General features: G+C 58.7%; 12 protein-coding genes and 1 pseudogene. 11 read left to right on the top strand and 2 right to left on the bottom strand.

Going from position 1 to position 13,132, the window contains the following annotated elements:
- Nucleotides 1-153: 153 nt before the first annotated feature.
- From ACYZT9_RS25530 to ACYZT9_RS25500, 7 genes are all read left to right on the top strand, one after another.
- Nucleotides 154-792, top strand: a complete 639-nt coding sequence (locus tag ACYZT9_RS25530) for a peroxiredoxin (protein ID WP_462007936.1) — start codon at nt 154-156, stop codon at nt 790-792.
- Nucleotides 793-1,125: 333 nt separating this feature from the next.
- On the top strand, nt 1,126-1,719 hold the full coding sequence (gene ssuE, locus ACYZT9_RS25525; RefSeq protein ID WP_462007935.1) for an NADPH-dependent FMN reductase: 594 nt from the start codon (nt 1,126-1,128) through the stop codon (nt 1,717-1,719).
- Nucleotides 1,720-1,820: 101 nt separating this feature from the next.
- Complete coding sequence (locus tag ACYZT9_RS25520; protein WP_462007934.1) at nt 1,821-2,786, top strand: sulfonate ABC transporter substrate-binding protein; 966 nt, start codon at nt 1,821-1,823, stop codon at nt 2,784-2,786.
- 25 nt (nt 2,787-2,811) lie between these two features.
- On the top strand, nt 2,812-3,960 hold the full coding sequence (gene ssuD, locus ACYZT9_RS25515) for an FMNH2-dependent alkanesulfonate monooxygenase (protein WP_462007933.1): 1,149 nt from the start codon (nt 2,812-2,814) through the stop codon (nt 3,958-3,960).
- An 8-nt stretch (nt 3,961-3,968) separates the two neighbouring features.
- A complete protein-coding gene (gene ssuC, locus ACYZT9_RS25510; RefSeq protein ID WP_462007932.1) occupies nt 3,969-4,751 on the top strand; it encodes an aliphatic sulfonate ABC transporter permease SsuC in 783 nt (260 codons plus the stop codon).
- The gene (gene ssuB / locus ACYZT9_RS25505) at nt 4,748-5,554 is read left to right on the top strand and encodes an aliphatic sulfonates ABC transporter ATP-binding protein (protein WP_462007931.1); all 807 of its coding nucleotides are present in this window, start codon (nt 4,748-4,750) and stop codon (nt 5,552-5,554) included. Before ssuC ends, ssuB begins: the two co-directional genes overlap by 4 nt.
- Before the next feature lie 33 nt (nt 5,555-5,587).
- Nucleotides 5,588-5,803 (top strand): TOBE domain-containing protein, encoded by a 216-nt coding sequence (locus tag ACYZT9_RS25500; RefSeq protein WP_003229256.1) that lies wholly within the window; start codon nt 5,588-5,590, stop codon nt 5,801-5,803.
- 189 nt (nt 5,804-5,992) lie between these two features.
- Here ACYZT9_RS25500 and ACYZT9_RS25495 read toward each other — a convergent pair whose 3' ends face one another.
- Entirely contained in the window at nt 5,993-6,631 is a 639-nt protein-coding gene (locus ACYZT9_RS25495; protein ID WP_462007930.1) for a TetR/AcrR family transcriptional regulator, read from the bottom strand.
- Between the two features lie 231 nt (nt 6,632-6,862).
- Nucleotides 6,863-8,239 carry a glutamine synthetase family protein gene (locus ACYZT9_RS25490; RefSeq protein WP_214379630.1) on the bottom strand — a complete coding sequence of 459 codons (1,377 nt, stop codon included), beginning with the start codon at nt 8,237-8,239 and terminating at the stop codon, nt 6,863-6,865.
- A gap of 279 nt (nt 8,240-8,518) precedes the next feature.
- Here ACYZT9_RS25490 and ACYZT9_RS25485 point away from each other — a divergent pair.
- From ACYZT9_RS25485 to ACYZT9_RS25470, 4 genes and pseudogenes are all read left to right on the top strand, one after another.
- Nucleotides 8,519-8,863, top strand: a pseudogene (locus tag ACYZT9_RS25485) (gamma-glutamyl-gamma-aminobutyrate hydrolase family protein); the annotation flags it as partial.
- 78 nt (nt 8,864-8,941) lie between these two features.
- Complete coding sequence (locus ACYZT9_RS25480) at nt 8,942-10,300, top strand: glutamine synthetase family protein (protein WP_214379626.1); 1,359 nt, start codon at nt 8,942-8,944, stop codon at nt 10,298-10,300.
- 55 nt (nt 10,301-10,355) lie between these two features.
- Entirely contained in the window at nt 10,356-11,720 is a 1,365-nt protein-coding gene (locus ACYZT9_RS25475) for an aspartate aminotransferase family protein (RefSeq protein WP_462007929.1), read from the top strand.
- A 169-nt stretch (nt 11,721-11,889) separates the two neighbouring features.
- Nucleotides 11,890-13,002 carry a polyamine ABC transporter substrate-binding protein gene (locus ACYZT9_RS25470; protein WP_462007928.1) on the top strand — a complete coding sequence of 371 codons (1,113 nt, stop codon included), beginning with the start codon at nt 11,890-11,892 and terminating at the stop codon, nt 13,000-13,002.
- Nucleotides 13,003-13,132 lie beyond the last annotated feature (130 nt).

Here is a 13,132-nt window from a genome sequence, read left to right as displayed (position 1 = left end):
TGAAAACGATAGTCGCCGCGATGGCTTCACAGGTCCAGTGAACAGATTTTTAATATTCATTTACGATCTAATAATGACGATATTTATTCTTTTTAATAAATCCTAAACACGAGCTAAAGTTGAGTTCTACACCAAACTCATCAGGAGCCCATCATGAGCATCAGACTCGGCGACATCGCCCCCGATTTCGAGCAGGATTCCAGCGCCGGCACCATCCGTTTCCATGAATGGCTGGGCGATAGTTGGGGCGTGCTGTTCTCCCACCCGGCAGACTTCACCCCGGTGTGCACCACCGAGCTGGGCTTCACCGCCAAGCTCAAGGATGAATTCACCCAGCGCGGGGTCAAGGCCATCGCGCTGTCCGTGGACCCGGTGGACTCGCACCACAAGTGGATCGAAGACATCAACGAAACACAGAATACCGTCGTCAACTTCCCGATCCTGGCGGATGCCGACCGCAAGGTCTCGGACCTGTATGACCTGATCCATCCCAACGCCAACGACACCCTGACGGTGCGTTCACTGTTCGTGATCGACCCGAACAAAAAAGTTCGGCTGACCATTACTTACCCGGCGAGCACGGGCCGTAACTTTCATGAAATCCTGCGGGTGATCGACTCGTTGCAACTGACCGACAACTACAAGGTGGCCACCCCGGCCAACTGGAAGGACGGTGAAGATGTGGTGATCGTGCCGTCGCTCCAGGATCCAGACGAAATCAAGAAACGTTTTCCCAAGGGCTATCGCGCGGTAAAGCCGTACCTGCGTTTGACGCCTCAACCGAACAAGTAAACCTTCACCATTGGCGGTGCGGCTGAAATCGCCATCGCGAGCAAGTTCGCTCCCACATTGATCACGCTGTACCTGTGGGAGCGAGCTTGCTCGCGATGACTGCATATCAGGCGCCACAAGATTCAGATTAAACCGCATGCACAAAACAGGGGAATTTCAGGCCGCTTCGACGGCCTGTTTTTTTGCCCGGAGGAAAGGTTTTGCATATCTCCATATCGAATAACCAAATGAATAAATATGATTTATGGATATATAAATCACCTGTTAAGGTCACTTCCACCAAAGCGAGATCGCAAACCGCGAATCGCCAACACCGTTCAAGGAATCGTCTGAATGCTGGTCGTCTCACTCGGTGGCAGTCCCAGCCAACGCTCCCGTTCCGGGGTGCTGCTGGAGCGCTCCCAGCGCTGGTTGCAGGAGCAAGGTGTGGAAGTGGTGAGTTACCAGGTGCGGGACTTTCCGGCCGAAGACTTGCTGCACGCACGTTTCGACAGCCCGAAGGTGATCGACCTGCTGCAACAGATTGAAAACGCCGACGGCCTGTTGATCGCCACCCCGGTCTACAAGGCGTCGTTTTCCGGCGCATTGAAAACCGTGCTGGACCTGCTGCCCGAACGCGCTCTGGCGCACAAAGTGGTTTTGCCGATGGCCACAGGCGGCAGCATCGCGCACATGCTGGCGGTGGATTACGCGCTCAAGCCGGTGCTGTCGGCGTTGAAAGCCCAGGAAATGCTGCACGGGATTTTCGCCGTCGACAGCCAGATCGCTTACAGCGAGGGCAGCGCTCAGGCGCAGTTGGCGCCAGAGCTGGAACAACGTCTGAACGAATCCCTGGAGCTGTTTTTCAGCGCCATGGCCCGACGGCCCAAGCCGCTCGATCCAAACCTGTTGAACGAACGTCTGTTAAGCGCTCGCTGGAGCATTTAAGCCAGCACTCAAGTCACACCTGAATTTGAAGTACTCACCTTACTCAGCCGTCAACGGCCAAGCAGGTGCAGCCAAAACCCAACTGCAAAAAGGAGAGCGCTATGCGCACTGTCATTTTGCGTCGTGGTCTGGTCGCTCTGTTTGCTGCGGCTGTTTCCTTCGGCGCCATTACTCAAGCTCAAGCCGAGACCTTGCGGATCGGTTATCAGAAGTACGGCACTTTGGTGCTGCTCAAAGCCAAGGGCACGCTGGAAAAAGGCCTCGCCGCCCAGGGCGTTGACGTGCAATGGACTGAATTCCCCGGCGGCCCGCAGCTGCTTGAAGGCTTGAACGTCGGCTCGATCGACTTTGGTGTCACCGGCGAAACTCCGCCGGTATTCGCTCAAGCGGCGGGTGCCGATCTGCTCTACGTCGCCTACGAACCGCCAGCGCCTCACAGCGAAGCGATCCTGGTACCGAAAGACTCGCCGATCAAATCGGTGAAGGACCTCAAGGGCAAGAAAGTCGTCCTGAACAAAGGCTCCAACGTTCACTATCTGCTGGTCCGCGCGCTGGAAGACGCCGGCCTCAAGTACACCGACATCCAGACCGTCTTCCTGCCGCCGGCCGATGCCCGCGCCGCGTTCGAACGGGGCAGCGTCGACGCCTGGGTGATCTGGGACCCGTACCAGGCCGCCGCCGAAAAGCAGTTGCAAGCGCACACTCTGCGCGATGGTCAGGGCATCGTCGACAACCATCAGTTCTACCTGGCGACCAAACCTTACGCACAGAAAAATCCTGAGGTGATCAAGACCCTCGTGGAAGAAGTGCGCGCCGTCGGTGAGTGGTCCAAGGCTAATCCGGAAGACGTGACCCAACAGGTCTCGCCACTGCTCGGCCTGCCGGCGGACATCACCCTGACCTCGGTGAAACGCCAAGGCTACGGCGCACTGTTCCTGACGCCTGAAGTGGTCGCCGCCCAGCAGAAAATTGCCGACAGCTTCTACCAGCTCAAGCTGATTCCGAAGCAGTTGAGCATTAAAGACGTGATCTGGACGCCACCGGCAGCCGTTGCCAAAGCGCAGTAATTCGATTCCCCAAGGAGACCACTCCATGAGCCTCAATATCTTCTGGTTCCTGCCTACCCACGGCGACGGCCATTACCTTGGCACCGCCGAAGGCGCTCGCGCCGTCGACCACGGTTACCTGCAACAAATCGCGCAAGCAGCGGATCGTCTGGGCTTCGGCGGGGTGCTGATTCCCACCGGCCGCTCATGCGAAGACTCGTGGTTGGTGGCGGCGTCGCTGATACCGGTGACCCAGCGTTTGAAATTCCTCGTCGCCCTGCGCCCCGGGATCATTTCCCCGACGGTGGCGGCGCGTCAGGCGGCGACGCTGGATCGTCTGTCCGGCGGTCGTGCGCTGTTCAACCTGGTGACCGGCGGTGATCCGGAAGAATTGGCCGGTGACGGTCTGTTCCTCAACCATGAAGAACGCTATCAAGCCTCGGTGGAATTCACCCGAATCTGGCGTCGCGTGCTGGAAGGCGAAACCGTTGATTACGACGGTCAGCACATCAGCGTGAAGGGCGCCAAACTGCTCTATCCACCGATCCAGCAACCGCGTCCGCCGCTGTACTTCGGCGGCTCTTCGGAAGCGGCGCAAGACCTCGCGGCAGAGCAAGTGGAAATGGTCCTGACCTGGGGCGAGCCACCGGCCGCTGTCGCTGAAAAAATCGAACAGGTCCGCGCCAAAGCCGCGAAGCTCGGCCGCACGGTGCGCTTCGGTATTCGCTTGCACGTGATCGTCCGTGAAACCAATGCCGAAGCCTGGCAAGCGGCGGACCGACTGATCTCGCACCTGGACGACGACACCATCGCCCGTGCCCAGGCTTCTCTGGCACGTTTCGATTCCGTCGGCCAGCAACGCATGGCGGCGCTGCACGGCGGTAGCCGTGACAATCTGGAAGTCAGCCCGAACCTGTGGGCCGGCGTCGGTCTGGTACGCGGCGGTGCCGGTACGGCGCTGGTCGGCGATGGTCCGACCGTGGCCGCCCGCGTGAAGGAATACGCGGACCTGGGCATCGACACCTTCATCTTCTCCGGTTATCCACACCTTGAAGAGTCGTACCGCGTCGCCGAGTTGCTGTTCCCGCACCTGGACATCGAGCGTCCTGAATTGCCACAGGGCGCCAACTACGTCAGCCCGTTTGGCGAGATGGTCGCCAACGACATTCTTCCCAAAGCCGCGTCACAGAGCTGAGGGGCGCCATGAAGAAAATCATCCACAACCTGGCGCCTTGGGCGTTGCCTGTTTTGCTGCTGGCAGTGTGGCAGTTGTCGGTATCGGCAGGCTGGTTGTCGACACGGATTCTGCCGGCGCCCATCGCGGTGATCGAAGCCGGCGTGAGCCTGGTGCGCAGCGGTGAAATCTGGACGCACCTGGCAATCAGTGGCTGGCGTGCGGCATTGGGCTTCACCATTGGCGGCGGTATAGGCCTGGCGCTGGGTTTCATCACCGGCCTGTCGAAATGGGGCGAGCGTCTGCTCGACAGTTCGGTGCAAATGATCCGCAACGTGCCACACCTGGCACTGATTCCGCTGGTGATCCTGTGGTTCGGCATCGATGAGTCGGCGAAGATTTTTCTGGTGGCGCTGGGCACATTGTTCCCGATTTACCTCAACACCTATCACGGCATTCGTAACGTCGACCCGGCGCTGGTGGAGATGGCGCGCAGTTACGGGTTGTCCGGTTTCAGCCTGTTCCGGCAGGTGATCCTGCCGGGTGCATTGCCTTCGATTCTGGTCGGCGTGCGCTTCGCACTGGGCTTCATGTGGCTGACGTTGATCGTCGCTGAAACCATTTCCGCGAGCTCCGGCATCGGCTATCTGGCAATGAATGCCCGGGAGTTTTTGCAGACCGACGTGGTGGTGCTGGCGATCCTGATGTACGCGGTGCTCGGCAAACTCGCCGACCTCGCGGCCCGTGGACTTGAGCGAGTGTGGCTGCGCTGGCATCCGGCCTATCAGGTCGCCAAAGGAGGTGCCGCATGACGGCTCAACAACCTCCACGCCTGCTGCGCGGAATTCCGCTGGTGGTGCGCAAGCTTCAAAAAACCTTCGGTTCGCGGCAGGTGCTGCGTGAGATCGATCTGCACATTCCGGCCGGTCAGTTCGTCGCCGTGGTGGGACGTAGCGGTTGCGGCAAAAGTACCTTGCTGCGGTTGCTCGCCGGCCTCGATAAACCCACGGATGGTGAATTGCTCGCAGGTTCCGCGCCGCTGAGCGATGCGCGGGAAGACACTCGATTGATGTTCCAGGAAGCACGTCTGTTGCCGTGGAAAAAGGTGATCGACAACGTTGGTCTCGGGCTCAAGGGCAACTGGCGTGCGCAAGCATTGGAAGCATTGGAGTCAGTCGGCCTGGCGGACCGCGCCAATGAATGGCCAGCGGCGCTGTCCGGTGGACAGAAGCAACGTGTGGCCCTGGCTCGCGCGCTGATCCACCAACCACGCTTGCTGTTGCTGGATGAGCCGCTGGGCGCACTGGATGCCCTGACCCGAATTGAAATGCAGCAACTGATCGAAGGGCTCTGGCAAAAGCACGGCTTCACCGTGTTGCTGGTGACCCATGACGTCAGCGAGGCGGTGGCGATTGCCGATCGGGTAATCCTGATCGAAGAGGGCGAAGTCGGGCTCGACCTGCATGTCGAGCTGCCGCGCCCTCGGGTTCGTGGCTCCCATCGGCTGGCTGCACTGGAAACCGAAGTCCTCAATCGCGTCCTCGCACTGCCCGGCGAACCACCGGAACCTGAACCTGTTTCACCCTTGCCCACGCAACTGCGTTGGGCTCAATAACTCAAGCCTCATCCAACGACAGGAATCAACATCATGACTATCAAAGCCATCAACGTTCGTAACCAGTTCAAAGGCTCGATCAAGGAAATCGTACTGGGTGACGTGCTGTCGGAAATCGACGTACAAACCGCATCCGGCATCGTCACGTCGGTGATCACCACCCGCTCGGTGAAAGAGCTGGAACTGGTGGTCGGCAGTGAAGTGATCGCATTTGTGAAATCCACCGAGGTGTCAATCGCCAAGTTGTAAGACTGTGCGTAAACGACAACCCCCAAGGGTGTGAGCCCTTCGGGGTTTTTATGTGTTTTTGTCAGTAGCTCGGCGGTGCAGCCATCGCGAGCAAGCTCGCTCCCACATTAGACCGTGTCAGTCTGAACAACTCGGTCAACTGTGGGAGCGAGCTTGCTCGCGATGAGGCCGGTAAGGCCAATGAAAAAATCAGGTTGGTATGGCGCGCTTGGGCAGATACGGCGGCAAATAAAGCCCCAGATACGCATCAAACACCCGCATCCCTTCCTCCGCCATGCGCGGCGTTATTTGCCCATGTTGCTGCACCGAGCGTGCATAAACACGATCACCCAGCTCCATGGCCAGTGCAAACACATCGACATCGTTCGGCAGCTTCGGCAGTTCGAAGTGACGATCAAACAGCTTGTGCATCAGGTCGCCGAGTTCGATGTCGTGCTGGCGGTCGGCCTGGGTGACTTCGGTCAGGCCGTGCTGGGCGAGGATCAATTGGCGGGCGGCGGCGTCTTCGTCGTAGATGTCGAGCATGCGTTGTTCCACCAGCCGCGACAGGTCACGCCAGCCGTTGAGGGCGCCGTGGTCGATGGGCGCTTGCAGGCAGGCGCGGAAGGCCGCATGGACGTCGGCGGTCAGCGCTTCGAGCAGGGCCGGGACGCTGGCGAAAAAATGGTAGACCGAGGACGGTGGAATCTCCGCGCGCTCGGCCACGCTGTAGATCGACAGACTGGCCACGCCCTCGGCGGCCAGCAGTGTGCGAGCGGCATCGAGTATCGTATCGATCCGGGCCTGGCTGCGGGCGCGGGGTTTGCGTGGGGTGGCGAGTCGGGTCATTGAGGTCTCCTGCGGGGCAGGGGGCATTGTACGAGCAGGCATCCATGTTGTCTGCCCGGCCGCCTTCGCGGGCAAGCCCGCTCCCACATTTGACCGAGTTGTCCAGACGAACGCGGTCTAGTGTGGGAGCGGGCTTGCTCGCGAAGCAGGCACCTCGGTTCAACTGAATAAAACCCATAAAAAAACGCCGCAAGCCTTATCAGCCTGCGGCGTTCTTTTTACTGCAACCACTTACACGGTATGCAGATACCAGTTGTACTCAAGGTCGGAGATGGAGTGTTCAAACTCCTCCAGCTCACTTTCCTTGCAGGCCACGAAGATATCGATGTATTTCGGATCGATGTACTTGGCCATGACTTCACTGTCGTCCAGCTCGCGCAAGGCGTCGCGCAGGTTGTTCGGCAGGCTTTGTTCGTTCTGCTCGTAGGAGTTGCCTTCCACGGGTGCGCCCGGCTCGATCTTGTTGGTCAGACCGTGGTGCACGCCCGCCAGAACCGAAGCCATCAACAGGTACGGGTTGGCATCGGCGCCGGCCACACGGTGTTCGATGCGCACGGCATCGGAGGAACCGGTCGGTACGCGGATCGCCACGGTACGGTTATCCAGGCCCCAGCACGGCGAGTTCGGCACGTAGAACTGTGCGCCGAAACGACGGTAGGAGTTGACGTTCGGGCAGAGGAAAGCCATCTGCGCCGGCAGGGTCTCGAGCACACCGCCGATCGCGTGACGCAGCGCGGCGTTCTGCTCGGGATCCTCGCTGGCAAAAATGTTTTTGCCATCTTTATCAAGAATCGAAATGTGTACGTGCAGACCGTTACCCGCCTGGCCTGGATAAGGCTTGGCCATGAAGGTGGTGTCCATCTCATGGTCGTAGGCGATGTTTTTGATCAGACGCTTGAGCAGGACTGCGTAGTCGCACGCCTTGATCGGGTCGGCCACGTGGTGCAGGTTCACTTCGAACTGCGCCGGGGCACTTTCCTTGACGATCGCGTCGGCAGGGATGCCTTGCTCTTTCGCACCTTCCAGAATGTCCTGGAGGCAATCGACGTATTCGTCGAGGTCATCGATCAGGTAGACCTGTGTCGAATGCGGGCGTTTGCCCGACACTGGCGAGCGAGGCGGTTGCGGACGGCCGTTCACGTTCTCCTGGTCGATCAGGTAGAACTCCAGTTCGAACGCGGCGCAGATGGTCAGGCCCATGTCGTCGAACTTGCGCACCACATTGGCCAGCACTTCTCGCGGGTCGGCAAAGAACGGCTGGCCTTCGAGTTCGTGCATGGTCATCAACAGTTGCGCGGTAGGGCGCTTCTGCCAGGGCTCATTGCACAGGGTGTCAGGGATTGGATAGCAGATTCGGTCAGCATCGCCGATGTCCAGGCCCAGGCCGGTGCTTTCGACCGTCGAGCCATTGATATCCAGAGCAAATAGAGAGGCCGGCAGGTTGATGCCTTTCTCGTAAACCTTGTGGAGACTGGTGCGTTCAATGCGCTTGCCGCGCACCACACCATTCATATCCGCAATCAGAAGGTCAACGTACAGAACCTCAGGATGTTCCTTAAGGAACGCGTTCGCTTCGTTAAGCTGAACGGCACGCGGGGGTACCGACATGATGCAACACCTTTGTTGTTAAAAATATCAATCATTGATCTCTTCGGGTTTCAGTCAACCCGAACGGCATGCCGAAGTCAAGCGAGGCCGTTTTTGCCCTAAAAAAGCGCCCATGAGGCTTTTTTGAGGCACTTTGGGGCGTTTTTATGCCTTCCAGCGCTTTACCCGCCGCAGGCTTGAGCGGGCCGTGTTGTATTTTTTACGGGGGTGTTGTGTAAAAAAATGAACAAGGCTAAGCTCCGATTCAAACCCATAACAGCAATAATACCGGGGTGCTTCATGTCTCGCCTGCCGTTAATCGGCGTCACCGTCTGCTCCGCGCAGATCGGTCTGCATGCTTATCACATCAGTGGCGACAATTACGTCCGCGCCATGGTCCCGGTTGCCAAAGGTGTGCCGCCGACTCTTTCTTCCCCGGCTCATGGGCTGGCCCCGTCCGATATTCTGGACGGTCCGGACGACATTCTGTTTACCGGTCCTCCAACCAATATAGAACCCTTTTACCTCGGCGGCCCGGTCAATGCGTCGGGCCCCGCTTATGATTCTGCACCTGATGCCACCCTTCTTCCGTTGATTCGCGCCACTGTCAAGGCGGGCGTTGTTGTGCCCGGCAATTGCAGTGGCAATCTGTACCAAGCGACGCCCATGCGTCAAACAACGCCTGACTTACGAGAGTCAGGAAACTCAGCCTAAGAGGCATTTATGAGTCACAACCTCGACCAGCTCACCGATTGGTTGAAAGACCACAAGATCACAGAAGTCGAATGCATGATCGCCGACTTGACCGGGATCACCCGGGGCAAGATTTCGCCGACCAACAAGTTCATTGCGGAAAAAGGCATGCGCCTGCCCGAGAGCGTTCTGTTGCAGACCGTCACCGGCGACTATGTCGAAGACGACATCTATTACGAACTGCTCGACCCGGCGGACATCGACATGATCTGCCGCCCCGATCAGAACGCGGTTTATGTGGTGCCGTGGTCCATCGAGCCGACCGCTCAGGTGATCCACGACGCTTATGACAAACAAGGCAACCCGATCGAGCTGTCGCCGCGCAACGTGCTGAAGAAAGTGCTGAAACTCTACGCCGACAGGGGCTGGCAGCCGATCGTGGCGCCAGAAATGGAGTTCTACCTGACCAAGCGCAGCGACGATCCGGATTACCCGCTGCAACCGCCGATAGGCCGTTCCGGTCGCCCGGAAACCGGTCGTCAGTCGTTCTCGATTGAAGCGGCGAACGAATTCGATCCGCTGTTCGAAGACGTTTATGACTGGTGCGAACTGCAGGAACTGGACCTCGACACGCTGATCCACGAGGACGGCACGGCGCAGATGGAAATCAACTTCCGTCACGGCGATGCCTTGTCCCTGGCCGACCAGATCCTGATCTTCAAGCGCACCATGCGCGAAGCCGCGCTCAAGCACAACGTGGCGGCGACCTTCATGGCCAAGCCCATGACCGGTGAGCCCGGCAGCGCGATGCACTTGCACCAGAGCATCATCTGCATGGAAACCGGCAAGAACGTCTTCTCCAATGAAGACGGGACCATGAGCCAGTTGTTCCTGAACCACATCGGTGGTTTGCAGAAACTGATCCCCGAGTTGCTGCCGCTGTTCGCACCCAACGTCAACTCGTTCCGCCGCTTCCTGCCGGACACCTCGGCGCCGGTAAACGTGGAGTGGGGCGAAGAGAACCGCACCGTGGGCCTGCGGGTTCCGGACGCCGGACCACAAAACCGTCGGGTGGAAAACCGCCTGCCGGGCGCCGACGCCAACCCGTACCTGGCGATTGCCGCGAGCCTGCTCTGCGGTTACATCGGCATGGTCGAAGGCCTGAACCCGAGTGCGCCGGTGGTAGGGCGTGGCTATGAACGCCGCAACCTGCGCCTGCCACTGACCATCGAAGACGCGCTGGAGCGGATGGAAAACAGCGCGACCGTCGAGAAATACCTGGGCAAGAAATTCATCACTGGCTACGTCGCGGTCAAGCGGGCCGAGCATGAAAACTTCAAGCGCGTGATCAGTTCGTGGGAGCGGGAATTCCTGCTCTTCGCCGTCTGATGCGCCGGGCGCGGCTGCTAATGGCCGCGCCTTTAACCTTCCAAGGAGAATTCGCATGACCAGCAACAACCCGCAAACCCGTGAATGGCAAACCCTGAGCAGCGATCACCACCTGGCCCCGTTCAGCGACTTCAAACAGCTGAAAGAGAAGGGCCCGCGGATCATCACCAACGCCAAGGGCGTTTACCTTTGGGACAGCGAAGGCAACAAGATCCTCGACGGCATGGCCGGCCTTTGGTGCGTAGCGATTGGCTACGGTCGCGATGAACTGGCCGATGCCGCCAGTAAACAGATGCGCGAACTGCCTTACTACAACTTGTTCTTCCAGACCGCTCACCCGCCGGTGCTGGAACTGGCCAAGGCCATTGCCGACATCGCGCCAGAAGGCATGAACCACGTGTTCTTCACCGGTTCGGGTTCGGAAGGCAACGACACCATGCTGCGCATGGTCCGTCACTACTGGGCGATCAAGGGCCAGCCGAACAAGAAAGTCATCATCAGCCGCAAGAACGGTTATCACGGGTCCACCGTGGCCGGCGCGAGCCTGGGTGGCATGACCTACATGCACGAACAAGGCGACTTGCCGATCCCGGGCATCGTGCACATCGCCCAGCCTTATTGGTTCAGCGAAGGCGGCGACATGACACCGGAAGAGTTCGGTGTCTGGGCGGCCAATCAGCTGGAAGAGAAGATCGTGGAAATCGGCGTGGACAACGTCGGTGCGTTTATTGCCGAGCCGATCCAGGGCGCTGGCGGCGTGATCATTCCGCCAGAGACCTACTGGCCGCGCATCAAGGAAATCCTCGCCAAGTACGACATCCTGTTCGTGGCGGACGAAGTGATCTGTGGGTTCGGCCGCACCGGTGAGTGGTTCGGTACCGATTTCTACGACCTCAAACCCGACATGATGACCATCGCCAAAGGCCTGACCTCCGGTTACATCCCGATGGGTGGCTTGATCGTGCGCGATGAAGTGGTGGCGGTGCTCAATGAAGGCGGCGACTTCAACCACGGCTTCACCTATTCCGGGCACCCGGTTGCGGCTGCGGTGGCGCTGGAAAACATCCGCATCCTGCGCGAAGAAAAAATTATCGAGCACGTGCATGCGGAAACGGCACCCTATTTGCAAAAGCGTCTGCGGGAACTGAACGATCACCCATTGGTGGGGGAAGTGCGCGGCGTTGGTCTGTTGGGGGCCATCGAACTGGTTCAGGACAAGGCCACGCGCAAGCGTTACGAAGGCAAAGGCGTCGGCATGATCTGCCGCACGTTCTGCTTCGACAACGGCCTGATCATGCGCGCCGTCGGCGACACCATGATCATTGCTCCGCCGCTGGTGATTACCAAGGCTGAAATCGATGAGCTGGTGACCAAGGCACGCAAGTGTCTGGACCTGACCCTGAGTGCGTTGCAGGGCTAAGTGCTAGGCTCTGAGCGGGAGTCATGAAACTTTCGCTCGGAGCAGTCATAAAGGTTGGTCTTTTCTTGAAAGACCGCCTTGGATCTTGCCAGACTAGCCGCGGTTCCAGTTGTCCGGGTTCGGCCGCTGAACAAAGTGGTTCAAAAAAGAAAAATTTGGAGCATTACGCATGAAGGCATTAGGAAAAAAGCTTGCTGGCAAGACACTCCTCGCCATGTCCCTGATGGGCATAATGGCGAGTGCGGTTCAGGCGGACGACAAGGTGTTGCACGTCTATAACTGGTCCGATTACATCGCTGCGGACACCATCAAGAAGTTCGAAACCGAGTCCGGCATCAAAGTCGTCTACGACGTTTTCGACAGTAACGAAACCCTGGAAGCCAAGTTGCTGGCAGGCAAGTCCGGCTACGACATCGTCGTGCCGTCGAACAACTTCCTGGCCAAGCAGATCAAGGCCGGCGTTTACCAGAAGCTGGACAAGTCCAAGCTGCCAAACTGGAAGAACCTGAACACTGACCTGCTCAAAGCGGTATCGGTGAGCGACCCGGGTAACGAACATGCCTTCCCCTACATGTGGGGCTCGATCGGTATCGGCTTCAACGCCGAAAAGGTCAAGGCTGCACTGGGTGCCGATGCACCAACCAATTCCTGGGACCTGTTGTTCAAACCCGAGAACGCCGCGAAGTTGAAATCGTGCGGTATCAGTTTCCTCGATTCGCCAACCGAGATGATTCCGGTGGCGTTGCACTACCTGGGCTATCCAACCGACAGCCAAGACAAGAAACAACTGGCCGAAGCCGAAGCGCTGTTCCTGAAGATTCGTCCTTCGGTGGGCTACTTCCACTCGTCCAAGTACATCTCCGACCTGGCCAACGGCAACATCTGCGTAGCCGTCGGTTACTCCGGCGACATCTACCAGGCCAAGTCCCGCGCGGCTGAAGCCGGTGACAAGGTGAAAGTCAGCTACAACATTCCGAAAGAAGGTGCCGGCACCTTCTACGACATGGTCGCCATCCCTAAAGATGCCGAAAACGTCGAAGGCGCCTACAAGTTCATGACGTTCCTGCAGAAGCCGGAAATCATGGCTGAAATCACCAACGCCGTTCGTTTCCCGAACGGTAACGCGGCCGCCACCGCATTGGTCGAAAAAGAAATCACCGACGATCCAGGCATCTACCCGCCAGCGGACGTGCTGGCCAAGCTGTACGCGATCGCCGACTTGCCGGCCGCGACCCAGCGGATCCTGACGCGCAGCTGGACCAAGATCAAATCGGGTAAATAACCCCTGTAGGAGCGAGCTCGCTCGCGAAAAACAACGGAGCGCCGCGGGGTGTCAGGCACAACGCGTTATCGTTGACGATCATCGCGAGCAAGCTCGCTCCTACAAGGATTTTCATAAAGTTTTGCTGGAA

The sequence above is a fragment of the Pseudomonas sp. ZT5P21 genome (assembly GCF_054897785.1).
This window is presented reverse-complemented; position numbering and strand designations above follow the sequence as displayed.

Excerpts from the sequence above, each read along its gene's own strand:
- ACYZT9_RS25530 (WP_462007936.1), top strand. The coding sequence starts at position 154 with ATGAGCATCAGACTCGGCGACATCGCCCCCGATTTCGAGCAGGATTCC.
- ssuE (WP_462007935.1), top strand. The coding sequence starts at position 1,126 with ATGCTGGTCGTCTCACTCGGTGGCAGTCCCAGCCAACGCTCCCGTTCC.
- ACYZT9_RS25520 (WP_462007934.1), top strand. The coding sequence starts at position 1,821 with ATGCGCACTGTCATTTTGCGTCGTGGTCTGGTCGCTCTGTTTGCTGCG.
- ssuD (WP_462007933.1), top strand. The coding sequence starts at position 2,812 with ATGAGCCTCAATATCTTCTGGTTCCTGCCTACCCACGGCGACGGCCAT.
- ssuC (WP_462007932.1), top strand. The coding sequence starts at position 3,969 with ATGAAGAAAATCATCCACAACCTGGCGCCTTGGGCGTTGCCTGTTTTG.
- ssuB (WP_462007931.1), top strand. The coding sequence starts at position 4,748 with ATGACGGCTCAACAACCTCCACGCCTGCTGCGCGGAATTCCGCTGGTG.
- ACYZT9_RS25500 (WP_003229256.1), top strand. The coding sequence starts at position 5,588 with ATGACTATCAAAGCCATCAACGTTCGTAACCAGTTCAAAGGCTCGATC.
- ACYZT9_RS25495 (WP_462007930.1), bottom strand. The coding sequence starts at position 6,631 with ATGACCCGACTCGCCACCCCACGCAAACCCCGCGCCCGCAGCCAGGCC.
- ACYZT9_RS25490 (WP_214379630.1), bottom strand. The coding sequence starts at position 8,239 with ATGTCGGTACCCCCGCGTGCCGTTCAGCTTAACGAAGCGAACGCGTTC.
- ACYZT9_RS25480 (WP_214379626.1), top strand. The coding sequence starts at position 8,942 with ATGAGTCACAACCTCGACCAGCTCACCGATTGGTTGAAAGACCACAAG.
- ACYZT9_RS25475 (WP_462007929.1), top strand. The coding sequence starts at position 10,356 with ATGACCAGCAACAACCCGCAAACCCGTGAATGGCAAACCCTGAGCAGC.
- ACYZT9_RS25470 (WP_462007928.1), top strand. The coding sequence starts at position 11,890 with ATGAAGGCATTAGGAAAAAAGCTTGCTGGCAAGACACTCCTCGCCATG.